The sequence below is a fragment of the Microbacterium sp. Y-01 genome, assembly GCF_003856715.1.
Lineage (GTDB): Bacteria > Actinomycetota > Actinomycetes > Actinomycetales > Microbacteriaceae > Microbacterium > Microbacterium algeriense.
On sequence record NZ_CP024170.1, the window covers coordinates 737,432 to 760,102 of the forward strand.

Annotated in this window: 21 protein-coding genes and 1 tRNA gene; 14 read left to right on the forward strand and 8 right to left on the reverse strand. The window is 69.8% G+C overall.

Going from position 1 to position 22,671, the window contains the following annotated elements; all coding sequences use genetic code 11:
- Positions 1-4: 4 nt before the first annotated feature.
- Positions 5-844, reverse strand: a complete 840-nt coding sequence (locus CSX12_RS03370; RefSeq protein ID WP_017204557.1) for an SDR family NAD(P)-dependent oxidoreductase — start codon at positions 842-844, stop codon at positions 5-7.
- Between the two features lie 130 nt (positions 845-974).
- On the opposite strand from CSX12_RS03370, the gene CSX12_RS03375 reads away from it, so the two are divergent.
- The gene (locus tag CSX12_RS03375) at positions 975-1,559 is read left to right on the forward strand and encodes a hypothetical protein (RefSeq protein WP_017204558.1); all 585 of its coding nucleotides are present in this window, start codon (positions 975-977) and stop codon (positions 1,557-1,559) included.
- Between the two features lie 64 nt (positions 1,560-1,623).
- Positions 1,624-1,696, forward strand: a tRNA-Arg gene (locus tag CSX12_RS03380).
- Between the two features lie 84 nt (positions 1,697-1,780).
- On the opposite strand, the gene CSX12_RS03385 is transcribed toward CSX12_RS03380, so the two are convergent.
- The gene (locus CSX12_RS03385; protein WP_124894852.1) at positions 1,781-2,710 is read right to left on the reverse strand and encodes a LysR family transcriptional regulator; all 930 of its coding nucleotides are present in this window, start codon (positions 2,708-2,710) and stop codon (positions 1,781-1,783) included.
- 77 nt (positions 2,711-2,787) lie between these two features.
- On the opposite strand from CSX12_RS03385, the gene CSX12_RS03390 reads away from it, so the two are divergent.
- A complete protein-coding gene (locus tag CSX12_RS03390) occupies positions 2,788-4,518 on the forward strand; it encodes an FAD-dependent oxidoreductase (RefSeq protein ID WP_124894853.1) in 1,731 nt (576 codons plus the stop codon).
- Between the two features lie 86 nt (positions 4,519-4,604).
- On the opposite strand, the gene CSX12_RS03395 is transcribed toward CSX12_RS03390, so the two are convergent.
- Positions 4,605-4,910 (reverse strand): hypothetical protein, encoded by a 306-nt coding sequence (locus CSX12_RS03395; protein WP_124894854.1) that lies wholly within the window; start codon positions 4,908-4,910, stop codon positions 4,605-4,607.
- 126 nt (positions 4,911-5,036) lie between these two features.
- Here CSX12_RS03395 and CSX12_RS03400 point away from each other — a divergent pair, with 126 nt between their 5' ends.
- From CSX12_RS03400 to CSX12_RS03420, 5 genes are all read left to right on the forward strand, one after another.
- The gene (locus tag CSX12_RS03400; protein WP_124894855.1) at positions 5,037-6,539 is read left to right on the forward strand and encodes an L-serine ammonia-lyase, iron-sulfur-dependent, subunit alpha; all 1,503 of its coding nucleotides are present in this window, start codon (positions 5,037-5,039) and stop codon (positions 6,537-6,539) included.
- Positions 6,540-6,606: 67 nt separating this feature from the next.
- Complete coding sequence (locus tag CSX12_RS03405) at positions 6,607-7,365, forward strand: AAA family ATPase (RefSeq protein WP_124894856.1); 759 nt, start codon at positions 6,607-6,609, stop codon at positions 7,363-7,365.
- 31 nt (positions 7,366-7,396) lie between these two features.
- Complete coding sequence (locus tag CSX12_RS03410; protein WP_124894857.1) at positions 7,397-7,993, forward strand: TetR family transcriptional regulator; 597 nt, start codon at positions 7,397-7,399, stop codon at positions 7,991-7,993.
- 252 nt (positions 7,994-8,245) lie between these two features.
- On the forward strand, positions 8,246-9,034 hold the full coding sequence (locus CSX12_RS03415) for an ABC transporter ATP-binding protein (RefSeq protein WP_124894858.1): 789 nt from the start codon (positions 8,246-8,248) through the stop codon (positions 9,032-9,034).
- Positions 9,031-9,765: an ABC transporter permease gene (locus CSX12_RS03420; RefSeq protein WP_124894859.1), complete on the forward strand. Its 735-nt coding sequence runs from the start codon at positions 9,031-9,033 to the stop codon at positions 9,763-9,765. The genes CSX12_RS03415 and CSX12_RS03420 overlap by 4 nt, the downstream gene beginning before the upstream one ends.
- An 18-nt stretch (positions 9,766-9,783) precedes the next feature.
- Here the strand turns inward: CSX12_RS03420 and hrpB are convergent, their stop codons facing one another.
- The 3 genes from hrpB to CSX12_RS03435 all read right to left on the reverse strand — a co-directional run bounded on the left by hrpB (position 9,784) and on the right by CSX12_RS03435 (position 14,715).
- Complete coding sequence (gene hrpB / locus CSX12_RS03425; RefSeq protein ID WP_241160555.1) at positions 9,784-12,336, reverse strand: ATP-dependent helicase HrpB; 2,553 nt, start codon at positions 12,334-12,336, stop codon at positions 9,784-9,786.
- A gap of 173 nt (positions 12,337-12,509) precedes the next feature.
- On the reverse strand, positions 12,510-14,114 hold the full coding sequence (locus tag CSX12_RS03430; RefSeq protein ID WP_124894861.1) for a flotillin family protein: 1,605 nt from the start codon (positions 14,112-14,114) through the stop codon (positions 12,510-12,512).
- A 172-nt stretch (positions 14,115-14,286) separates the two neighbouring features.
- On the reverse strand, positions 14,287-14,715 hold the full coding sequence (locus tag CSX12_RS03435; RefSeq protein ID WP_017204569.1) for a MarR family transcriptional regulator: 429 nt from the start codon (positions 14,713-14,715) through the stop codon (positions 14,287-14,289).
- A gap of 367 nt (positions 14,716-15,082) precedes the next feature.
- Here CSX12_RS03435 and CSX12_RS03440 point away from each other — a divergent pair, with 367 nt between their 5' ends.
- The 4 genes from CSX12_RS03440 to CSX12_RS03455 all read left to right on the forward strand — a co-directional run bounded on the left by CSX12_RS03440 (position 15,083) and on the right by CSX12_RS03455 (position 19,057).
- Complete coding sequence (locus CSX12_RS03440; RefSeq protein ID WP_124894862.1) at positions 15,083-15,649, forward strand: dihydrofolate reductase family protein; 567 nt, start codon at positions 15,083-15,085, stop codon at positions 15,647-15,649.
- A 150-nt stretch (positions 15,650-15,799) separates the two neighbouring features.
- A complete protein-coding gene (locus CSX12_RS03445; RefSeq protein ID WP_051000936.1) occupies positions 15,800-16,450 on the forward strand; it encodes a GntR family transcriptional regulator in 651 nt (216 codons plus the stop codon).
- Positions 16,451-16,653: 203 nt separating this feature from the next.
- Positions 16,654-17,670, forward strand: a complete 1,017-nt coding sequence (locus CSX12_RS03450) for a TerC family protein (protein WP_017204572.1) — start codon at positions 16,654-16,656, stop codon at positions 17,668-17,670.
- 94 nt (positions 17,671-17,764) lie between these two features.
- The gene (locus CSX12_RS03455; RefSeq protein WP_124894863.1) at positions 17,765-19,057 is read left to right on the forward strand and encodes a hemolysin family protein; all 1,293 of its coding nucleotides are present in this window, start codon (positions 17,765-17,767) and stop codon (positions 19,055-19,057) included.
- Between the two features lie 6 nt (positions 19,058-19,063).
- Here CSX12_RS03455 and CSX12_RS03460 read toward each other — a convergent pair whose 3' ends face one another.
- Together CSX12_RS03460 and CSX12_RS03465 are read right to left on the reverse strand one after the other, a co-directional pair.
- Positions 19,064-19,987 carry an arginase family protein gene (locus CSX12_RS03460; RefSeq protein ID WP_124894864.1) on the reverse strand — a complete coding sequence of 308 codons (924 nt, stop codon included), beginning with the start codon at positions 19,985-19,987 and terminating at the stop codon, positions 19,064-19,066.
- A gap of 113 nt (positions 19,988-20,100) precedes the next feature.
- Positions 20,101-20,640 (reverse strand): small multidrug efflux protein, encoded by a 540-nt coding sequence (locus CSX12_RS03465; protein ID WP_124894865.1) that lies wholly within the window; start codon positions 20,638-20,640, stop codon positions 20,101-20,103.
- Between the two features lie 156 nt (positions 20,641-20,796).
- Here CSX12_RS03465 and CSX12_RS03470 point away from each other — a divergent pair, with 156 nt between their 5' ends.
- Together CSX12_RS03470 and CSX12_RS03475 are read left to right on the forward strand one after the other, a co-directional pair.
- Complete coding sequence (locus tag CSX12_RS03470) at positions 20,797-21,993, forward strand: histidine kinase (protein ID WP_124894866.1); 1,197 nt, start codon at positions 20,797-20,799, stop codon at positions 21,991-21,993.
- The gene (locus CSX12_RS03475) at positions 21,990-22,592 is read left to right on the forward strand and encodes a response regulator transcription factor (protein ID WP_017204577.1); all 603 of its coding nucleotides are present in this window, start codon (positions 21,990-21,992) and stop codon (positions 22,590-22,592) included. Before CSX12_RS03470 ends, CSX12_RS03475 begins: the two co-directional genes overlap by 4 nt.
- The last annotated feature ends 79 nt before the right edge of the window (positions 22,593-22,671 follow it).

A 22,671-nucleotide genomic window follows, 5' to 3' on the forward strand; every position in this document is an offset into this window, starting at 1 on the left:
GCGATCAGGAGAGCGGCGTCGTCGTGTCGATCGCTGCGCGCAGGGGGCGCCGCATGACGCGCCAGTACGACGACGGTGCGACCCTCGTGAGCACGTCGATCAGGCGCGCCTCCCGTCCGACCATCGTGCGAGCGGCCCGACGCTCGGTGGCCCGGACGATGCGCGCCGCGGCGTCAGCGGGGTCGGTGTGGTACATCGCCGCCTGGGCGGCGGCGGCTCGAGCGGCCACCGCGGGATCGATCGCGGCGGCGTACCGGCCGTGCAGGATGATCCCGGTGCGCACACCCGCGGGATACACGGCGCCGACGCTGACGGACGAGCCCTCCAGCTCGTGCCGGAGCGCCTCGGAGAACGCCCGGACGGCGAACTTGCTGAGCGAATACGGGATCCGTCCGGCCGGAGCGGCGAGGGCGTACACGCTGGCCACGTGTGTGATGTGCGCCGCGGGTGCGGCGCTGAGGGCGGGAAGCAGAGCCTTGGTGACCGAGACCGTGCCCCAGAGGTTCACGTCGGTGAGCCAGCGCATCTCCTCCATCGTCAGCTGCTCGAGACTGCCCAGCATGGAGGAGCCGGCGCACGTGATCAGGGCGTTGATGCGCGGATGCTCCGCGGTGATGGCCGCTGCGGAGGCGAAGACCGCGTCGTCGTCGCGGAGGTCGACGACGTGCGTCGTGACCCGGACGCCGCGGAGCTCGGCGGCGATCGCGGCGAGTCCGGTCCCGTCATGATCGATCAGCGCGAGGTGCGCGCCGCGCGCCGCGAGGAGGCGCGCGATGTCGGCTCCGATGCCGTGCGCGGCCCCGGTGATCACGGTCGTGCTCCCGGTGAGGTCGAGGCGTTTCATGGGACTCCTGCGGGCGCGCATCCGAGAGCGGAACCGCGGATGTCGGATGGATGGGGCATGCTGATTGCGAACCATTCTGGCCGACACCGGGCCCCAGTGATACCGGTACGCTCGTGGAGAGGAGGTGCCGGTGGGACGGACAGCGGATGCCATCGCCGAAGGCGTCGCGATCGCGACCGCCGCCGCGCGCCTCGCCGTGAAGAACCACATCCTCATCGGCACGATCGCCGAGGGCGGCGTGTTCGACACCGAGAAGTACATCGACGACGCGCGGGAGGCGCTGCGGGCGATGGCGGAGGAGTCCGAAGAGGCCGCGGCCACGGTCACGGCACTGCGCAAGCGCGCGCGAGGCCGGCACTCCGACCCGGTCGGAACGCACGACTACCGGGACCGCGACGTGCGCAACCTGCGCCGCCGCGCCAAGCAGTCCACCGGAGTGGCTCAGCGCCTGCGCGAGATGATGCAGGATCGGGCGAGCCTCGAGCGGATCGTCGAGGAGGCGCGCGATGCCGCCTGGGCCGACGTGCGCCACAACCTCGACCGCCGCTTGCGGGTCGAGGGCATGCGCCCCGACCACGACCCCGACTACTCGCGCATGCGCGAGGCGAGGATGCAGGCTCTGCGCCTCGTCGATCTGCAGGCTCTCTCCTCGGAGCAGCGGGCGAAGGCCAAGCGCCGGAAGAAGCAGCAGAAGGCCGCCGCGGACGACGAGTGACCCCTCGTTTCGCTTTCCTCTCGGGACTGTTGTAGGCTGTTCCACGGCCCGCTGAGCGGGCTGGGCGCCCGTAGCTCAATGGATAGAGCATCTGACTACGGATCAGAAGGTTAGGGGTTCGAGTCCCTTCGGGCGCACACTGTGTTGAGACAGTACGGAGATCCCCGTCGCGAAAGCGGCGGGGATCTTCGCTTTTCCCGGAGCCTTCCTGTCCGCCCGAGTCAGAGCAGGCTCGTGATGGCCGGGTCCCGCTCCGCGACGGCCGCCGCGGTCGACACGATGGCCCGGCGCATGGCCGCGACGGCGACCGCCGGGGTCACATCCGATCGGTGGGCCAGGCTCACGGTGCGGGTCATCGCCGGGTGGGAGAGCCGCGCCGAACGAAGCAACGGGCGGTCGAAGAGCACCATCGCCGGAACGACCGCGACCCCCACGCCCCGTTCGACGAAGCGCAGCACCGCATCCATCTCGGCCCCTTCCAGGGCGAGCTTCGGCGTGAGGCCGGCCGCGCGGAACGCGGCATCCATCGTGGCGCGCAGCTCGTAGCTCTCGTCGAACGCGATCAGGGGCAGAGTGGCGAGGTGGTCCAGGCTGATCGAGGGTCCGTGGGTCACGGGTGGCGAGGCGGCCGAGGACACGACGACGAGCTCTTCCGTGAGCAGGGGGACATGCGTCAGGCTGACCCCGGCCGGGGGCGTCGCATCGGACTGCGTCACGAGCGCGATGTCGACCGCACCCACCGCCAGCTGCTCGACCAGCAGGCGCGACCCGCTCTCGGTGAGATGCAGATCGACGTCGGGGTAGGCGCCGTGGAAGAAGCTGAGGGCTTCGGCGACGAGGCTGATGCAGAGCGTGGGAGGGGCGCCGAGGCGCACGCGTCCGCGGCGGAGTCCCGCCAGCTCGCCCATCTCCTCCCGGATGGCGTCCGCTTCGGCGAGCATGCGCTGAGCGCGGGGGAGGAGCGTCTCGCCGGCGGCCGTCAGTGCGATGTGGCCGCGCGCGCGGTGGAACAGCTCGGCGCCGAGTTCGCGCTCCAGCGTCGAGATCTGTCGGCTCAGGGAGGGCTGGGCGAGGTGCAGGTGCTCGGAGGCGCGGGTGAAGTGCCCGAGGCGGGCCACTTCGACGAACCCGCGCAATTGCTCGAGGTTCATATCCATAGCCTACCCGCATGGTTTCCAGTCGAACTATGCATTGGAGTTATTAGGATCGCCTAACTAGCGTCGAGATCATGAATGCACCCGAACGACAGATCTCCACCACGGTCCTCGTGATCGGCACCGGCGGATCCGGGCTGCGCGCGGCGATCGAGGTCGCCGAACGCGGCGTCGATGTGCTTGCCGTCGGCAAACGCCCTCGCCACGACGCCCACACCTCCCTCGCAGCCGGCGGCATCAACGCGGCGCTCGGCACCATGGACGCCGAAGACAGCTGGCAGCAGCACGCCGCAGACACCATCAAGGAGAGCTACCTGCTCGCCAATCCGCACACCGTCGAGATCGTGACTCAGGGCGCCGAGCGCGGCATCCGCGACCTCGAACGCTGGGGCATGGACTTCGCCAGGGAGGACGACGGACGCATCTCGCAGCGCTTCTTCGGCGCGCACACCTTCCGCCGCACGGCGTTCGCGGGGGACTACACGGGCCTCGAGATCCAGCGCACCCTCGTGCGCAAAGCCGAGCAGCTGGACGTGCCCATCCTCGACCACGTCTACATCACCCGCCTCCTGGTGCGCGACAACGTCGTGTTCGGCGCCTACGGCTTCGACCAGGCCGACGGCACCCGCTACCTCATCCACGCCGACGCCGTGATCCTCGCCGCCGGCGGGCACAACCGCATCTGGCGGCGCACCTCCTCCCGTCGTGACGAGAACACGGGCGACTCGTTCCGGCTCGCGGTCGATGCGGGAGCTCGCCTGCGCGACCCCGAGCTCGTGCAGTTCCACCCCTCCGGCATCATCGAGCCCGAGAACGCCGCCGGCACCCTCATCTCGGAGGCCGCCCGCGGGGAGGGCGGCATCCTGCGCAACGCGCTGGGCGAGCGGTTCATGGCGAAGTACGACCCCGAGCGGATGGAGCTGTCGACACGTGACCGCGTCGCGCTCGCGGCCTACACCGAGATCCAGGAAGGACGCGGCACCGAGAACGGCGGCGTCTGGCTCGACGTGTCGCACCTGCCACGCGAGACCATCATGACCCGGCTTCCACGGGTCTACCAGACGATGATGGAGCTGCAGATGCTCGACATCACCACCGATCCGATCGAGATCGCCCCGACCGCGCACTACTCGATGGGCGGCGTCTGGGTGCGGCCGGAAGACCACCGGACCGACGTCGAGGGCCTGTACGCGATCGGCGAGGCCTCGAGCGGACTGCATGGCGCGAACCGGCTCGGCGGCAACTCGCTGATCGAGCTGCTGGTGTACGGACGAATCGTCGGGCAGGCGGCCATGGCCCACGCGGCCGGGCTGGATGCGCAGCGTCGCTCCTCCGAAGCGGTGGCCGCGGCCAGGGCCGAGATCGACGACCTGCTCGCCGCGGACGGCCGAGAGAACGTGCGCGCGCTGCAACGGGCCATCCGCAACCTCATGACCGAGTACGCCGGTGTCGTGCGGTCGGAAGAGGGGCTGAACGCCGGACTCGCCGACCTCGACATGATCGAGGGGCGCATGGAGGACATCGGGATCCACCCCGACATCGCCGGATTCCAGGACCTCGCGCACGCCTTCGACCTCAAGGCATCGGCGCTTGCGGCCAGGGCCACGCTCGAGGCAGCACGCGAGCGTCGGGAGACACGCGGGTGCCACAACCGCAGCGACTTCCCCGACACCGATCCGACCCTGCAGGTGAACCTGGTGTGGTCGCCGACGTCAGGTGTCACGCGGGAGCAGATCCCTCCCGTCCCCGGCGAGATCGCCGAGCTCATGCGCGACGTCGACACCGAGGGCAAGCTCGTGGAGTGACGTGCCCTTCCCCGCCGGGCGCCCGCTGATCCGCTCCCGCTGCCCTGGGCTCGGGCCGGGCGCGGGGGAGACCAGGGGCGAGCGGGTCAGGGGGACTGCGGGTCCTCGGAGTCGATGACGCCGATGCCGACGGCCTCGTGGTCGGGCTCGGACTCCTGGCGCGGCGGAGCCTTGGGCTCCTCACCGGGATCCTTCTCCGTGCTCGGCTCCTCGAGCTCCTCGGTACTCGGAACCTCCTCCGGGTCCGCGTCCTCCGTCGACGAGGCCTCGTCGGGCGTCGTGACCTCTCCTTCCGACGTGTCGGAGGAGGGCGTCGGCGTGGGAACCTGAGCCTCGGGCGTGCTGCCGTCCTGCGCGGGGGTCTCGGTCGGTTCGGGTGTGCTGTCGCTCATGGTCTTCCCTTCCTCGGAGTCGTGACACCAGGATGCCCCGCCGCCGTCGGACGTTGAAGGGGGTTGACGCGGCCGACGGGTTAACGCCGGTGAACCGGAGCGTGCGAAGCGGCGTAGCCTGGAGGGGTGACAGCGTACGTCTCGGCCTTCGACCTCTTCTCCATCGGAGTGGGACCATCGAGCTCCCATACGGTCGGACCGATGCGGGCGGCGCTCGACTTCGCGCACCGGCTCTCCGCAACAGGGGTCCTGCCGCAGGTGGCACGCGTCGGCAGCACCCTATACGGATCGCTCGGTGCGACCGGGATCGGGCACGGGACCCCGGATGCCGTGGTCGCGGGGCTGCGGGGGCTCGCGCCGGAGACCTGCGATCCAGCGGAAGTGCGGTCGGCCTGGACGGACTTCCCCCCGGGCGGGATGCTGTCGATCGACGGGAGCCATGCGGTGCCGTTCGCGAAAGAAGACATCGTCTTCGCGCCGCGCACCCGCCTGCCAGGGCACCCGAACGCGATGACCCTCACCGCGTGGGCCGAAGACGGCTCCGTCCTCATCGAGGAGACCTACTACTCGGTCGGCGGCGGCTTCATCCGCCGCGACGGCGAGGCTGCGAAGCTCACCACCGCCGGCTTCCCCTACTCCTACGCCGACGCGGCGTCGCTGCTCGCCCTGTGCGACGAGCACGGACTCTCCATCGCCGAACTCGCCCGGCTCAACGAGACCTCCGTCCGCAGCGAAGAGGAGGTCGCCGCCGGGCTCGACGCGATCTGGGAGGCGATGTCCAGATGCGTGGACGCCGGGTTGCACGCCGAGGGCGTCCTTCCCGGGATCCTCAAGGTCAAGCGACGGGCGGGTGTGATCCGCGGGCAACTCGAAGAGGTCGAGGCCGAAGGGCACCGCGAGCTGCCGGGCGAATGGCTGGGCGCCTTCGCTCTGGCCGTCAACGAGGAGAACGCCGCGGGTGGTCGCGTGGTCACGGCTCCGACCAATGGCGCTGCCGGGATCCTCCCCGCCGTCGCGATGTACTGGTGGCGATTCCTCGCGGACTCCGGGCTCGGTGCGGGCAACGCCGTCACGCCCTACGGCGAGCTCGTCGGCAGCGCCCTGCTCGGCTTCGACGCGACGTCTCCGCACGGCGCCGTCGCGGAACCGGACGGCGTGGACGAAGCTCTGGTGGCCGAGGCCAACCGTCGTCGCGGCATCCGACGCTTCCTGCTCACGGCGACAGCACTCGGGTCGCTGTTCAAGGCCAACGCGTCGATCTCCGGGGCCGAGGGCGGATGCCAGGCCGAGGTCGGGTCGGCGTGCGCCATGGCTGCCGGCGGGCTCACCGCTGTGATGGGCGGCACGAATCGGCAGATCGAGAACGCCGCCGAGATCGCGATGGAACACCATCTCGGGCTCACGTGCGATCCGATCGGCGGACTCGTGCAGATCCCGTGCATCGAACGCAACGCGATCGCCGCTTCGACCGCCGTGACCGCCGCACGTCTCGCGCTGCGCGGCGACGGGAGCCACTACGTGTCGCTGGACGCGGTCGTCGAGACGATGCGCCAGACCGGCCTGGACATGTCGACCAAGTACAAGGAGACGAGCGAAGGCGGGCTGGCGGTCAACGTCATCGAATGCTGACCGTGCTCCACAGCCTCCGTGTCGGTGACGGCGGGTAGCCTGCGACGAGGCGTCACGGGGAGGGGACATGATGGATGCGTTCTGGGACCCGACCTCGCGGCGTCGGCGGCAGCAGCCCGTGGTGTCGGTCCGTCCGAACGATGATGCCCCGACACCCGGGATCGACTGGCCCACGAACATCCCCGCGGTCGCCCAGTTTCTGCGCGAGGGCATCGACCTCGATCCCGGCGTCACGTTCCTCGTCGGGGAGAACGGCAGCGGCAAGTCCACCCTCGTCGAGGGGGTCGCGATCGCGTACGGGCTCTCTCCCGAGGGCGGTTCTCGCCAGGCGTGGCATCGCACACGCCGGACCGAGTCGCCCCTGTCCGACTGGCTTCGACTGCAGCGCGGCGTCGGGGCGAGCCGGTGGGGGTTCTTCCTCCGCGCCGAGACGATGCACTCGTTCTACACGTACCTCGAGGACAATCCTTCGACGCGTGGTGCCGACGTCCCGTTCCATGAGATGAGTCATGGCGAGTCCTTCCTCGCCCTGCTGGAGAGTCGATTCGATGAGCCCGGCTTCTACTGCCTCGACGAGCCGGAAGCCGCGTTGTCGTTCAACTCGACGCTGGCACTCATCGCCGTGCTCCGGCGCATCGCCGACGACGGCGGACAGGTGCTGTGCGCGACGCACTCGCCGGTGCTGGCCGCTCTGCCCGGCGCGAAAATCCTCGAGGTGGGCGACTGGGGCATGCGGCCGGCCGAGTGGGGAGACCTCGAGATCGTGAACCACTGGCGCTCCTTCCTCGATCAGCCGGCCCGCTATCTGCGGCATCTGCTCGACTGATCCGGCCGCGTGAAGTCGTAGGCTGACGGGCATGACCGAGCACAGAACGCCGCGTCGACGAGGGCGCCCGCGGGGTGGATCCGACTCCCGCACGCGCATCATCGGGGCCGCGGTCGACGACTTCGGGGAGAAGGGATACGACGGCGCGACCGTCCGCTCGATCGCGGCCCGCGCAGGGGTGGATTCCGCGCTGGTGCACCACTACTTCGGCACCAAGGCCGATCTGTTCGCCGAGGCCGTCGGCATCCCGCTGCGCCCCGACGTCGACGTGCCGAGGATCGTCGCCGGTCCCCGCGCAGAGGTGGGGGAGCGGCTGATCCGATACGTCCTCGAGAGCTTCGAGCAGCCGGAGATCCAGCGACGAGGTGTCATGCTCATGCGCACCGCGATCGGGAGCCGGCTGACGACGCCGCTGCTGGCGGGCTTCCTCTCGCGTGAACTCGTGGGCCGGATCGCTGCGGCGCTGGGCGTCCCCGACGCGGAGCTTCGCGCCACGCTCGTGGCCTCGCAGGTCGCCGGACTGCTCCTCACTCGTTATGTGCTGAAACTCTCCCCGATAGCGACAGCGTCCATCGACGACCTCGTCGCCCGCGTCGGCCCCACCCTCCAGCGCTACCTCTTCGACTGACCCCCCCTCCTCCCCGCCCCCTCCCGTCGCCCCTCCCGCCGCCTCGCCGTCGCAGGCCCTCCGCCTGCACAACTTCGGAGATCGACGGCGACACGCCGCGCCTGGACGGCTCCGCATCGGCGTGTCGGTTCAGGACTCCGAAGTTGTGCGGGAAGTTGTGCGGGCTGGGGTGCGGGCTGGGGTGCGGAGTGGGGGGCGGGAGGGGAAGGGCGGCTGTTGACGAGGGGGAGGGGGAGGCGGATAATTCATCGCATGATGAATAACTCGGCTGTGGACATCACGCGGCTGCGGGTGGACCGCGGAGGCACGCGCGTGTTCGACGGCGTCGATCTCACCATCCCGCGCGGCCAGATCACCGGGCTCCTCGGCCCGTCCGGGTGCGGCAAGACCACCCTGATGCGCGCGATCGTGGGTGTGCAGAAGATCTCCGCGGGCGAGGTGACTGTTCTGGGGCAGCCGGGTGGATCGCGGCAGCTGCGACATCGCGTCGCCTACGGCACGCAAGGCGCCGCGGTGTACGGAGATCTCAGCGTGCGGCAGAACCTCGCGTACTTCATGGCTCTGCTCAAGGCTCCGAAGGCGGATATCGACCGTGTCATCGCGGAGGTCGGGCTCGGTCCTCAGGCAGGGCAGCTGGTGGACTCGCTCAGCGGCGGTCAGGCCAGCCGGGTCTCGCTGGCGATGGCGCTGATCGGGTCGCCGGAGCTCGTGGTGCTGGACGAACCGACGGTCGGGCTCGACCCGGTCCTGCGGGTCGAGCTGTGGGAGCTCTTCCGAGGTCTCGCTGACCGAGGAGTGACCATGCTCGTGTCGAGTCACGTCATGGACGAGGCACTGCGGTGCGATCGGCTGCTGCTCCTTCGGGAAGGGCGCATCATCGCCGACACCACACCGGCGGCCCTCCTGGACGACACGGGCACCGCCGATCCCGAGGCCGCCTTCCTCGCCCTGATCGAACGCGATCGAGCCGCCGAGCGCCCTGAGGACGGCCGGACACGGCGATCGAGACGTGAGACGCGCGGTCACGGAGATCAGCGATGAACGGCCGTCGGATGCTCGCGACGGCGGGGCGCGTCCTCGCTCAGCTGCGGCACGACCCGCGCTCGATCGCCCTCATGCTCGTGGCGCCGAGTCTGCTCGTCGGTCTGTTCGCGTGGCTGTTCAGCGATCAGGAGGGTGTCTTCGATCGCTTCGGAGGCGCCATCCTGGCGCTGTTCCCGTTCATCGTGATGTTCCTGATCACCTCGATCACCACCTTGCGGGAGCGCCGTTCCGGCACTCTCGAGCGCCTCATGACGACGCCGCTGGAGAAGGCCGACTTCATCCTCGGCTATGCCCTCGCGTTCGGAGTCATGGCGCTGCTTCAGGCGATCATCACCGTGTCGTTCGCGGTCGGCGTGTGCGGCCTGGACGTCGAGGGGCCGCTGTGGCAACTGGGGCTCGTCGCGATCGTCGATGCGCTTCTGGGCACGGCGCTGGGCCTGCTGGCGAGCGCCTTCGCGCAGACGGAGTTCCAGGCGGTGCAGTTCATGCCGCTGCTGGTCTTCCCGCAGATCATCCTCGGCGGACTGTTCATGCCCCGCGATCAGATGCCCGATGTGCTGTATGCCATCTCGGACTGGCTGCCCCTGAGTTACGCGATCGACACGATCAACGCCGTCACGGCGGGGGACGAGGGATGGGATGTGTTCGGTCCGCTCCTGATCGTTGTGGCCTTCGCCGTCGGCGCTCTGGTGCTGGCGTCCCTCACCCTGCGGCGTCGCACGCGCTGAGGTGAGATGGGACGCGCCTCAGCGCGCCGGGTGATTCTTCGTGTGCTTGGTCGGCACAGCGGCCCAGGGGTCCTCCGGCCACGGATGTCTCGGGTAGCGTCCGCGCATCTCGGCGCGCACCTGGCGATACGGCCCGGACCAGAACGAGGCGAGGTCATCGGTGACGGCGAGGGGGCGACCCGCGGGGGACAGCAGGTGGAACAGCACCGGCACCCGTCCGTCGACCAGGCGGGGTGTGTCCGCCCACCCGAAGCACTCCTGCAGCTTGACCGCGACGACCGGTCGTGCGGTCTCGTCGTCGGGGTCGGGGTAGGCGATGCGGATGCGGGATCCGCTGGGAACCTCGAGGCGCTCCGGCACCAGTTCGTCGAAGCGTGTCGCCTCGGGCCACGGCAGCAGACGGCGCAGCGCCGAGGTCAGCTCCAGGCGTCCCGCGGGAGAGCCGGAGGCGAGCGCGTCGAGCTCCGGCGCGAGCCACTCGTCGAGTGCCTCCACCAGACCGGTATCGGAGACGTCGGGCCAGGGTGCACCCAGCTCGCGTCGCAGCAGCGACATCCGGCGGCGCAACGCGCTCGCGCCATCGGACCAGGTGAACACGCCGAGTCCGTCGCGGTGGAGTGCTCGGCGGACCGCATCCCTCCCCTCCTGGATCGATGCGCGAACCGGCACCGCGGTGCGCAGGATCGCTCCGATGCGTCGCTCGCGCCGTGCCTGCACGCGACCTCCGACGAACTGCGCCTCGACACGGTCGGTCATCAGGTGGCTCGCCGCCTGCTCCATCCGGTCTTCCGTCAGCAGCGCGGCGGAGCGGATGATCGCTCCGGATCCGGCTGTGGCCCGCGAGGGGGCTCGCGCGACGTCGGCGACCGCGAGCCATTCGACCGCGGCCAACGGACCGCGCACGGCGGCCCTCGTCCCGGACGCCAGCAGGAACGTCGCTCCTTCTGCGGTGCGCTCGACGCGGTGGGCGATGCGCTCGGGGAAAGCGAGGGCGATCACGAGCCCGACGCCGTCGAGATCGGAGTCGACGCCCGGGGTCGGTGCGACCATGCGCTCGAGGCGGCGGACGTCGTCCCGCCATCGGCGGGCGTCGGGGGCTCTTCCGCCTCGCAGGGTGACCAGCGCCCGGGCGGTGTCGGCGTCGGCGATCCTCAGGTCGCCGCCGAGCAGCGCGACGACCTCGGCCGCGAGTCGGTTCCCGACCATCCGGCTGCCGTCCCGCAGAGCCCGGGCGAGGCGCGGGTCCGTCGGGATGCGTGCGAGGGCGCGGCCCTCCGGCGTCGCGCGGCCTCGATCGTCGATCGCCCCGAGGCCGCGCAGCACGGCGGTGGCGTCCGCGAGGTTCTCGGCGGGCAGTGGGTCGATCATCCGAAGGCCGGCCCCGCCGGGAGCACCCCAGCAGGCGAGCAGCAGAGCGGCGTCGGCGAGGTCGACGACGGCGATCTCCGGCGCAGGTCGCGCCGGAGCCGCCGCGTATGTGCTCTGATCCACGCAGCGGATCACGGTGCCGGGACCCTGGCGGGTGGCGCGCCCGGCACGCTGTACGCAGGAGGAGCGCGAGGCTGCGGTGGTGACCAGTCCTGTCATGCCGCGGGCAGCGTCGCGCTGCGGCTGTCGCGACAGGCAGCTGTCCACGACGAGACGGACCCCGGGGACGGTGAGCGAGGACTCCGCGAGGGAGGTCGTGACGATGATGCGGGGCAGATCTCCGGCCGTGCGGCCCCGGATCACCGCGTCCTGTTCGGGTGGGGGAATCCGGCCGTGCAGCTCCCGCACGTCGAAGGCGCTGCTCGCGGCGCGGATGCGTCCGGCGATCTCCGACACCTCACGGACGCCCGGCGCGAAGACCAGCACGTCCGCTGCCGGGTCATCACGGACCAGCTCCGCGGCGGCCGCGGTCGCGACGCCGGCGACGTGGTCGAGGAAGCTCCAGGTGACACCGCGTTCGTCCAGACGCGGCACGGGACTCGGCGCCCAACGCTCGGTGAGCGGGAAGGCGGGAACGGCATGATCGACGATCGGTGCGGGGCGGTCGTCGGTGCCGATGACGGCGGCGAGGCGCGCGGCGTCCACCGTGGCCGACATGGTGACCAGCACCAGGTCGTCCCGCAGTTCGCGCACCTCGGAGAGCAGTCCGATCAGGAGGTCCGTCTCGAGGGCGCGCTCATGCACCTCATCGAGGATCACGGCATCGACGCCCACGAGACCCGGGTCGTCGAGCATCCGTCGAAGGAGCACGCCGGCCGTGACGAACTCGACCCGCGTCTCCGGTCGCGTCGAGCGCTCGCCGCGGACCGTGAATCCTACGCGCGTGCCCAGGGGGGAGTCGTCGAGGTGGGCGAGTCGTCGAGCAGCCGCGCGTGCGGCGACGCGGCGCGGCTGGGTGACGATGACACGACCCGCGCCACGGGAGGCGATCAGGGGTGGCACGAGTGTCGTCTTCCCGGTTCCCGGTGGGGCGGTCACGACCACGGATCCGCTCTCGTCGAGCGCTGCGGAGAGTTCGTCGAGGGCTGCCGCGAACGAGAGGCCAGCGCCGATGGCGTCGAGGTCGAAGGCGGCGGGCGTCACCCGTCCAGTCTGCCCGCTCTTCGGATCGCCGGAACCAGTCGGCCGTTTCGGGCGGTGGGACACCGGCGTCCGGGAGGGGCTCAGCGGTGGTGGTACGAGCGGCACGCACGGATGCCGCGACCGGTTCGGTCGCGGCATCCGGTCATGCTGCGCTGTCTTCTGTGCTGCGTCGGCTACTCCGCAGCGGGTGCCGGCGTCGCAGACTGAGGCGGCGTAGACGTGGTCGCCGGCCGTTCCGCCTGTGCGGTGACGGTGGATGCCGCGGCGACGCCCTCTCCGATGCCGCGTCCGACGGCCTGTCCCTGGATGATGCCGGCGAGGTCGAGACCCGTGGCCGAGTGGACGCTGTCGAACACCGAGCGCAGTGCCTTCGCGTTGTCGGCGCCGACGACGTTCGAGGCGCCGTCCTCCCCGGAGCTGCCGATGATCGAGACGTTGCCGATCGCGGCGTAGCCCTTGGAGAACTCGGCCATGATCGACGGCAGGACCTCGAGCACGCGCTGCGACAGGAACGCATCCTGGTTCGAGGCGATGGCCTTCGCCTCTGCTTCGAGCGCGGCAGCGCGGGCGTCACCCTCGGCGCGGATCGCGTCGGCTTCCGCGCTCGCGCGCAGGCGGCGGGCTTCTGCCTCCGCCTCAGCCTGGGCGCGGAGGGCGTTCGCTTCACCGCTGGCCTTGGCGATCGCCGCGGCGGCTTCACCCTCGGCGCGGGCCTTGTCGGCCTGTGCCTGCTGCTCGGCGATGCGGGTGCGGGCCTCTGCCTGCTTGACCTGCTCGATCGCGGCGGCTTCGGCCGCTCGTTCGCGCGTGTAGAGCTCGGCCTGAGCGCGCGTCTCCGCCTCATAGCGCTGGGCATCGGCGACACGCTTGACGTCGGCATCGAGCTGAGCCTGCTTGTTCTCGGCCTGCTGCTGCAGCACGGCCTGCTCCGCCTGAGCACGGGCCAGGGCTTCGGCCTGCTCGGCCTCGGCACGCGCGCGGCCGATGCCGGAGTCGGCGTTGGCCGTGTTCGTGTCGAGCGCGGTCTGCTCGATCAGGTTGGCTTCCTGGTTGGCGATGTTCTTCTGGTTGATCGCGCGGTCGGCGTTCGTCTGCGAGATCTCGGCGGCCTGTCGCTTCGCCTGGATCTCGGGCGCACCGAGGGACTGGATGTAGCCGACCTTGTCGGTGATCCCCTTGATCTGGAAGGAGTCGAGGATCAGGCCCTGCTCGGCGAGCTCCTGCGACACATCGGCGGCGATCTGGTCCGAGAACTTCTTCCGTTCCCGCATCAGCTCGACCACGGAGAGCGTCGCCACGATGCCGCGGAGCGCACCTTCGAGCTGCTCGGTCGTGAACTGCTCGATCGCCTTGTCCTGCGAGGCGAATCGCTCGGCCGCGCGGCGGACGTACAGCGGGTCGGAGCCGATCTTCACGATCGCGACGCCGTCGACGTTCAGCGTCACGCTGTCGAGCGACTGCGCTTCGGCGTTGAGGGAGACCTGGCGTGAGCGCAGGGAGATGATCTCGTGCCGCTGCGTGATCGGGTTGACCAGCGACTTGCCGTTCACGATCACCGTGACGGGAGACTCCGCCATCTCGGAACTGGTCGTGCCGTCGGCGGCGATGACCGCGCGCTGGATCTTCTGCTTGCGGCCCGAGATGACGAGTGCCTCGTCCGCACGAGCGACCTTGATCCAGCTGCGTGCGAACAGCAGCAGGATCAGCAGCAGGACGACCGCGACGACGACCGCGATCCCGACGATGATGAGGATGCCGACGATTCCGGCGATCTCCATGGATGACCTCCCTGGTTCCCCCCGAGGGGGCGGTCCGATGTGCCCGCATCCGTTGCGGGCATCCGTGATCCACCCTGCCAGAAAAGCCGATCGGGAGACGGCGCCGACGGCGTTCGCCTCACGGAATGTGAGCAACTCGCGCTGATCCCGCTGTGAGGAGGAAGCGCGCGGTTCAGCGGGCGCGGAGCTTCTCCGCGAGATCGCGAAGGGTGCGCAGCTCGTCGTCGTCCAGGCGCGACATGCGGTCGGCGATCGAGCGCCCGTGCACGGTGGCGAGCGAGCGGAAAGCGCGCGCACCCTCGTCCGTCGCGCGGATCAACGCACCCCGGCCGTCGTCCGGGTCGGCGCACTTGGCGACGAGACCGCGAGTGACCATGCGATCGACGAGTCGCGAGACGCTGGGCTGACTGATCAGCATGTTCGCTGTGATGTCGCGCAGCCGGGCGGTCATATCCGGCGACCGAGTGACCGTCAGCAGCACGTCGTACTCGGCCTGGGTGACGTCGCTGTGATCGAAGTCGGCCATCATCTCGGTGAACAGCTCGTGCTGCGCCCGGAAAAGGCTCTCCCAGGCCTCCAGGGCGAGCTTGCGATCGGTCATCCTCACAGAATAGTGCGAACAGTAAAGGGCCGGTCGGAGAGGCTCCCGACCGGCCCTTGTCCCTTGCACCAAGAGTGTCCTGCAATCACATGCGGTGGATGCCACAGCAAACATTCACCGTGCGATCACTGTATAACGGCGAGGTAACGAATGCAACGGTTTGATCACGGAAATTCTCGACCGTCGCCGAACTGCGTGAGCCGGCGCACGGGCGCAGCATCGACACGGTGCGCTGAGGCCTCACGCGCCAGCGCCCCGGTGCCCCTCGCGGCACGCGGCAGTCCGATCTAGACTCTGCGCGAAGCATCCATTCGACCGCAACGACACGTCCCGACGGCGGGGCGCGCGGACAGCGAAGGAGTCGGCGATGCAGGCCCTGACGATCGATTTCATCTGCTCCCTCGACGGCTACGCGTCTGCGACCGGCTGGCCGGGGTGGTGGGGGTTGGAGAGCCCGGAATACCTTCAGTGGCTCGATGAGCATCCGGACAAGGATGGTCCCCTCCTCATGGGCGCACGGACCTACCGGGTGATGTCCGCGCTGACCGCCGAGGGAGAGCCCGGGACCGACGTGCTCGACGGGATCCGCAAGCACGTGTTCTCCGCCACCCTCCAGGAGCCTCTCGCGTGGGTGAACTCGACCCTCGTCAGGACCGACGCCGTCGAGTACGTGCGAGCGCTGAAGGAGGAGTCCGATCGGCCGCTGCGCACGATCGGCAGCATCGCGCTGAGCCGATCCCTCCTGATGGCGGGTCTCGTCGATCGCTACCGCCTGGTGATCTTCCCCGTGATCACCGGGGCCACCGGTCACGAGCGCATCTTCGACGGCTACCCCGACGTCGCGATGGACCTCGTTGAATCGCGCACGTTCGACCGGCGGACGCAGCTGCTCGAATACGTGCCCACCGTCCTCGACGGGCCACCGGGCGCGTGATCGGACTCGGCAGAGGACAGCGACTCCGATTTTTCACGGGTATTACGCGCGATGCGATACATTGCATAGGAGGTAGAACTTCAGGCTCTACTGTCGTGTTCGAGTGGAGGACATGTGGCACTGTCAGGCGGACCCCTCGAGCGTCGGTCGATGAGCGACGAGGCCTACGCGCGGTTGCAGGACGCGATCATCACCGGAGAGCTGCGGCCCGGTGAGCGGTTGCGCGACTACGAGCTCGCGGAGCGGCTCGGAACCTCGAAGACCCCGATCCGCCATGCCCTCGACCGGCTCGCCGACCACGGTCTCGTGGAGATGCAGCGCAACCGCTACACGCGCGTGGCGCCGATCGACCTCGACCAGGTCCGCAACGCGGTGGATCTCTTCGGCGACATCTGGATCGGCTCCGTGCGCCACGTGATGCCGCTGATCCAGGACGACGACGTCGCCTACCTCACCGAGCTCGCCGACGCGATGTCGTCATCGGCCAAGGCGCGCGACGTCGCCGGGTTCAGCATCGCGCTGCGGGGCATCGCCACCGGCTTCGCCCGCATCGAAGGTAACGACGCGCGCGCCGTCATCATCGAGCGTCTCGGACCGCAGATCCGCCGCTTCAGCCAGCATGCGCGCGACGCCGTCGACTGGGAGGCCGTCGACGGTTTCGTCGGCGCCCTCCGCGCGGCGATGATCGAGCGCGACGCCGTGAAGACCAGGACCGTGCTCGTGAGCTTCTTCGACGAGGTGCTCCCGAGCACCATCGACCGTGCGGAGGAGCAGGACCTCACCCGCTCCGAGCTGGACTGACGCCGAGGGCCTTGTCCGTTCGCAGCTGATCCACAGGAACAGCAAAGGGTCGTCTTCTATTCTGAGATCTCCCAAGGGGAGTACTCCGACACGGTGGGGTCGTCATTACGGATGCACGTCGCATCCCGGGCCACCGGTTCCATGTTCCATGGAATGGAGAAGACTTTGGCGGTACTGTCGTACCCCGAGTCTGGAGCCCGCATTTGGACGTCACCCCCCTGATCTGGATCATCACGATCGCCGTCACGATCGCGTTCTTCGTATACGAGTTCTTCGCGCACGTGCGCACGCCGCATGAGCCGACCATCGGCGAGTCGGCCCGCTGGTCGATCTTCTACATCAGCCTCGCGCTGCTGTTCGGCGTCGGCATCGGCGTCGTCTCGGGCTGGACATACGGCGGGGAGTACTTCGCCGGCTATCTGACCGAGAAGGCGCTGTCGATCGACAACCTCTTCGTCTTCCTCATCGTGATGACCGGCTTCGCCGTGCCCAAGAAGTACCAGCAGAAGGTGCTGATGATCGGCATCGTGATCGCCCTGATCCTGCGCGGCATCTTCATCGCCGTCGGCGCCACGCTGATCGAGAACTTCTCCTGGATCTTCTACCTGTTCGGTGCGCTGCTGCTCGTGCTCGCCTACCGTCAGGCGTTCAGCAACCACGAGAGCAACCCGGCGAACGGGCGCTTCATGACGTTCGTCCGTCGTCACCTCCCGGTGAGCGACGAATACAACGGCGACAAGCTGACCGTGGTCAAGAGCGGCAAGCGCTTCGTCACCCCGATGCTCCTCACGATCATCGCGATCGGCTTCATCGACCTGGTGTTCGCGGTCGACTCGATCCCCGCGATCTACGGCCTGACAGACCAGGCATACATCGTCTTCACGGCGAACGCCTTCGCGCTCATGGGGCTGCGTCAGCTGTACTTCCTGATCGGCGGACTCCTGGAGCGTCTCGTCTACCTGGCTCAGGGCCTCGCGGTCATCCTCGCGTTCATCGGCGTGAAGCTCGTCCTGCACGCCCTGCACGTGAACGAACTGCCGTTCATCAACGGCGGCCAGGGCGTCGAGTGGGCGCCCGAGATCCCCATCTGGTTCTCGCTGCTGTTCATCGCCGCGACCATCGCGGTGGCGACCGTCGCGAGCCTGCTCAAGACGCGTCGCACGCCGGGCGCCGTCACCTCCACCACCGACACCACCCCTACCGACAAGGAGCACTCTTGAGCGCGCAGCGCTGTTCTGACTCTTCGGACTCTGACAGTACGAGCGCCCGGCTCACGCCGGGCGCTCACCCCGCCACCGGGGAGGGGGCCCGCTGATGGGCGACCTGCTCTGGAACATCGCCCTCGTCTTCGTGTTCGTGCTGATCGGCGGTGTCTTCGCTGCGACGGAGATGGCGCTGGTCACCCTGCGCGAGAGCCAGATCAACGCGATCGGCCAACGAGGCCGCCGCGGCGCGAAGGTCGCCGCCCTCGCCCGCAACCCGAACACCTTCCTCTCGGCCGTGCAGATCGGCGTCACGGTGGCGGGCTTCGCGTCCGCCGCCTACGGTGCGACGTCGATCGCGCCGTCGCTGGCACCCGTGCTGGAGTCATGGGGTCTGGCGCCCGCGCTGTCGCTGACCCTCGCGACGCTGGTCCTCACGCTGATCATCGCCTACCTCTCCCTGGTGCTCGGTGAGCTCGTGCCGAAGCGACTCGCGATCCAGCGCAACGCGCAGTTCGCCTACGCGGTCGCGCCGGCGCTCAACGGGTTCGCGACGGTCATGCGCCCGGTCATCTGGCTGCTGTCGGTGTCGACCAATGCCCTCGTGCGTCTGCTCGGCGGCGACCCGCACAAGACGAGCGATGAGATGACGGACGAAGAGGTGCGTGACATCGTCGCGAGCCATCAGGGGCTGCCCGACGATGAGCGTCGCATCCTCGACGACGTGCTGTCCCTGCGAGGGCGGCAGGTGAGCGAGGTGATGCGACCGCGGCCCGAGGTCGTCGCCCTCGACGAGGCGTCGAACGTCGGAGACGCCCTGTCGCAGGTGCGGGACCTCCCGTTCTCGCGGTATCCGGTCTCGAACACCTCGATCGACGACATCACCGGGTTCGTGCACGTGCGCGATCTCTTCGAGGCGGCCGCCGAGGACCCGACGCGCGCGCTGAACGCCCTCGTCCGCGACATCCCCTACATCCCGTCGACCGCGCGGGTGCTGCCCACCCTCACCCGTATGCGAGCCGAGGGTCACCACATCGCGGTGGTCGTGGACGAGTACGGCGGCACCGATGGGCTGGTGACCCTGGAGGACCTCGTCGAGGAGGTCGTGGGGGAGATCTTCGACGAGTACGACGCCGAGGTCTTCATCACCTCGGACGAGGGCATCGACGGGCGTCTCAATCTGCAGGACTTCGAAGAGGCCACCGGCCTGGCGATGCCCCGGGGCTCATCGGACACCATCGCCGGACTCGTCACGGAGCAGCTCGGGCGGCTCGCCGTGGTCGGTGACACGGTCGAGGTGCCCGGAGCGACGATCCAGGTCGCGGAGATCGACCGTCGACGCATCTCGCGTGTGCGCGTCACGCCCCACGCGAGTGCCGAGCCGGCGAGCTCGAGCGACGCCTGACCGCGGTCAGCCGGGGACGCCGCCTCCATCGCGGCGGACCCGGCTGCCGAGGTCGCGCAGGCCGTCGACCAGGACGTCGGCCAGCAGGAGCGCGTACCGCCCGTCGGGGTCGAGATCGGGGTCGAACACCGTGATGGAGGCGCCGACCGCGTGCGGAGCCAGTCCCTGCAGCAGCGCGGTGAGCTCGACAGCCCCGATCCCGCCGGCATCGGGGCTGTCCACCGCCGGCATGACCGCGGGGTCGAGTACATCGACGTCGACCTGGAGCCAGTAGGCGGAGCCGGCCACGGCGACGGCGTCGGCGGCCACACGAGCGGCGCCGAGAGCCATGACGTCGGACGCGGGCGTGACGCGACCGAGCAGGGCACGTACCTCCTCCTGCTCCTCGTCGTCGTCCCGGTGACCGATGTGCGCGGTGCGTTCCGCGGGAAAGTAGGGCGCGAGCCCGTCGATGTCGGCGATCGCCGGCCAGTGCCTGCCGACCGCGGCCGCGAGAGCCTCGCCTGCCACGCTCGCGCACTCGTCGCTGTTGCCCGGGTGACGGAAGTCGGTGTGCCCGTCGACGTGCACGAGCCCGATCCCGCCGCGGCGTGCGGTCGCGACCCCGGCTCCGAGCAGGATCGCGCAGTCGCCGCCGATCACGAGCGGTGCCTCACCGGCATCGAGCAGCCGGCCGAGCCGTTCCGCCAGGCGTCGGGTGTGATCGAGCATCGCCTCCTGGTTGCGCACGAGGCCGGCCGCGCGGGTGTCGTCGTCGTCGACGTAGCGTCCCGACAGGACCACTCCGCTCTCGCGGGCGCCGAGTTCCCCGAAGCGGCGGAAGAGTCCCGCTTCGCGGAACGCCTCCGGTGCCTTCGCAGCTCCTGGGACGCTGCCGTGCTCGGGTGGGCGGAGACCGAGATTGGACGGGGCCGAGAGCAGCGTGATCATGCCGTCATCCTGGCCGGGGGGTCGGACATCGCCGACCGATGACGCGGCACGGTAGCGCTGCGACAGCGGATCGGTCGGGTGAGGGCGCCGACCGCGCGCCCCCACCCGGGTGATCAGCGGATCGCGTAGACCGCGCTCCCGACGATGAACGCGACGATGGTCGTCCATCCGATGATCGCGAGCGCCTGCCAGAAGAGGATGCGTCCCTTGCCGATGCCCGACGCGGCCAGCATGGTCGCGGTGAACTGCGTCGGCAGCAGCAGGGGGCCGAGGAGGCTGACGCCGGGAACGCCGTAGCGCTCGAAGGCGCGCTGGAACTTCTCCCGGCGCACACTGCCGCGTCCGGCGTCCGGTGCGTGCTCCGTCTCGGTGCCGATTCCGCCGCCGGCAAGCGCGACCTGCTTGGCCCGCGAACGGTTCACCACAGCGGCGCGGGCGCCGGAGCTCGCCAGCACCAGCACCACGACGCACAGGAAGTTGCCGACCATGGCGGCGATCGCGGCGACGACCGGAGCGATGCCGCCGATGATCCCGATGCTCACGGCGCCCTCGCCTTCGACGAAGGGGACGGCGCCGGCCAGGGCGACGATCAGCGGCTGGACCAGCTCGGGCACCTGGGCGACCAGGTTCTGGAAGGTCTCGATGAGGTTCATGGGGGTGCTCCCGTGGTTCGATGCGATCGGAGTCTCCGTCGCGATGACACCAGTCCACTGGAACTCCGACGCGCGCGGCAGTGTCGGCCCGTCACCCCTTTCCGGGTGGATCGCGCCCTCGACGGGTGACAAGTGTCACGGCCGTATCGTGGGAGCGTGAGCAGCATCCCCCCGTCCTCCGTCGCCGAGCCGGCACTCGGCGCCCGTCAACTCGCGCGGGGCATCACCGCGACCTGGTGGTACACCGTCACCGCCGTCCTGTTCATCGAGTTGATGCTCGTCGTCGCGTGGGCCGGGATCGCCGCCGCGGAGGATGTGAGCGGCGGCGTCGTGCTCTTCGTCGGCATCGGGGGCGTGGTCTGGTGCGCGTCGACGCTGATGCTGCTCGTCCACTACCGACGCCGCGTCGACAGCGGGCCGGAGGCGATGTGGCGGAGCCTGGCGGTGCCGTTCCTCGTCGCGGCCGCCTATGGCCTCACGGCCGGCGCCCTGGTGAGCAGCTGGCAGCTCGCCGCCATGCCCATCGTGCAGTTCTTCGTGCTCCTGAGCTGGCCGCGCGGCGTCCGCGTCCGCGTCGTCCTGGCGGCGACCCTCATCCTCGCCGCACTGGCCGTGGTCGATTCCGCCGCCGGACTGAACGGCGGGCTCCCCTGGTGGATTCCCGTCGTCTACGGCGCGCTGCTCCCCGGTATGAGTGTCAGCTCGCTCTGGTGGTGGGACGTGCTGGTGACGCTCGACCGCGCGAGAGCCTCCGAGGCGAAGCTCGCCGCGACCCAGGAGCGTCTGCGCGTGGCGACCGATGTGCACGACCTGCAGGGGCACCACCTCCAGGTCGTGGCGCTGCAGCTCGAACTCGCGGAGCGCCTGCTGCCGATCGATGCGGATGCCGGGATGGAGCAGCTCCGTGCGGCACGGGTCAGCGTCGACGAGGCGCGACAGGGGACGCGGGATCTCGCGACCCGCTTCCGCTCGGTTCCGCTGGGGGATGAGCTGGCCAACGCCAGGGACCTGCTGGTCGCCGCAGGGCTGGAGGTCGAGGCCGCGATCGACGCGGATGCCGATGCGGCCCCGGCCTCCGCGTTGGGGCCGGTCATCCGGGAGACGACGACGAACGTCCTCCGACACGGTGCCGGGCGGCGAGCGCGCCTCCTGCTGACGCGGACCACGGACAGCTGGCGCTACGAGATCGGGAACGACACGGTGCCGGGCGCCGAGCTCGAGTACGACGGCTCCGGCCTGGACGGTGTCCGTCGGCGCATCGAGGAGGCGCACGGCACGCTCGAGGTGCGACGGGAGGCGGACGAGTTCGTGGTCGTGGTCACCGTCCCCGCCGAGACCGAGGAGGGGCGATGATCCGCGTGCTGCTGGCCGACGACGAGGCCATGATCCGTTCCGCGCTCGCGGCGCTGCTGCGCCTGGAGCCGGACATCGAGGTCATCGCGGAGTGCGCGGACGGCGAGCAGGCGGTGACCGAGGCGCTGCGGCTGCATCCGGACGTGTGCCTGCTCGACCTCGAGATGCCGGGACTGGACGGCGTGCAGGTGGCCGAGAAGCTGAACAGGGCGATCGCGACCCGGTGCGTCGTCGTCACCCGGCACGCGCGACCCGGCGTGCTGCGCCGCGCCCTCGCCTCCGGGGTGGCCGGATTCCTGCCGAAGTCCCGAGGCGCCGACGAGGTGGCCGCGGTCATCCGCCGCGTGGCCGCCGGCGCGCGCTATGTGGATCCCGAGATCGCCGCGGATGCTCTGAGCGACGAGCGTTCGCCCCTCACGGACCGTGAGCTCGACGTGCTGCGGGCAGGCCGTCGCGGCGAGACGACCGGGCAGATCGCTCGAGCGCTCTCCCTCGCGCCGGGGACCGTGCGGAACCACATCTCGGTCGTCCTCGGCAAGCTCTCGGTCGAGACCCGTCAGCAGGCGGTGCTCATGGCCGAGGAGCGCGGCTGGATCTGAGTGCCGATATGCTGGCGGACATGGGAACAATATGCGCAGCGCCCGTGATGGGGCGCACCCTCGTGTTCCGCGACCGCCG